This is a genomic window from Providencia rustigianii DSM 4541 (assembly GCF_000156395.1).
In the GTDB taxonomy this organism is placed as follows: domain Bacteria; phylum Pseudomonadota; class Gammaproteobacteria; order Enterobacterales; family Enterobacteriaceae; genus Providencia; species Providencia rustigianii.
In genome coordinates this window covers 1,673-2,125 of the sequence record NZ_GG703823.1, presented here as the reverse complement: position 1 = coordinate 2,125, position 453 = coordinate 1,673, and the positions used below count along the sequence as shown (strand labels likewise).

Here is a 453-nt window from a genome sequence, read left to right as displayed (position 1 = left end):
GCCGTAACTATAACGGTCCTAAGGTAGCGAAATTCCTTGTCGGGTAAGTTCCGACCTGCACGAATGGCGTAATGATGGCCAGGCTGTCTCCACCCGAGACTCAGTGAAATTGAACTCGCTGTGAAGATGCAGTGTACCCGCGGCAAGACGGAAAGACCCCGTGAACCTTTACTATAGCTTGACACTGAACATTGAGCCTTGATGTGTAGGATAGGTGGGAGGCTTTGAAGCGTAGACGCCAGTCTGCGTGGAGCCAACCTTGAAATACCACCCTTTAATGTTTGATGTTCTAACGTGGCCCCATTATCTGGGGTGCGGACAGTGTCTGGTGGGTAGTTTGACTGGGGCGGTCTCCTCCCAAAGAGTAACGGAGGAGCACGAAGGTTGGCTAAGCATGGTCGGACATCATGCGGTTAGTGCAAAGGCATAAGCCAGCTTGACTGCGAGAGTGAC

1 rRNA gene and 2 other annotated features (1 of these 3 running past the window's edge) are annotated in these 453 nt (G+C 52.3%); the gene reads left to right on the top strand.

The annotated features are described in order from the left end of the window. Positions 1-56: a sequence feature (23S ribosomal RNA rRNA prediction is too short), on the top strand. A gap of 114 nt (positions 57-170) precedes the next feature. Next, positions 171-352 (top strand) — a sequence feature (23S ribosomal RNA rRNA prediction is too short). Positions 353-364: 12 nt separating this feature from the next. Beyond that, positions 365-453: ribosomal RNA gene (locus PROVRUST_RS17490) — 16S ribosomal RNA — on the top strand; it runs 1,388 nt beyond the window's last position.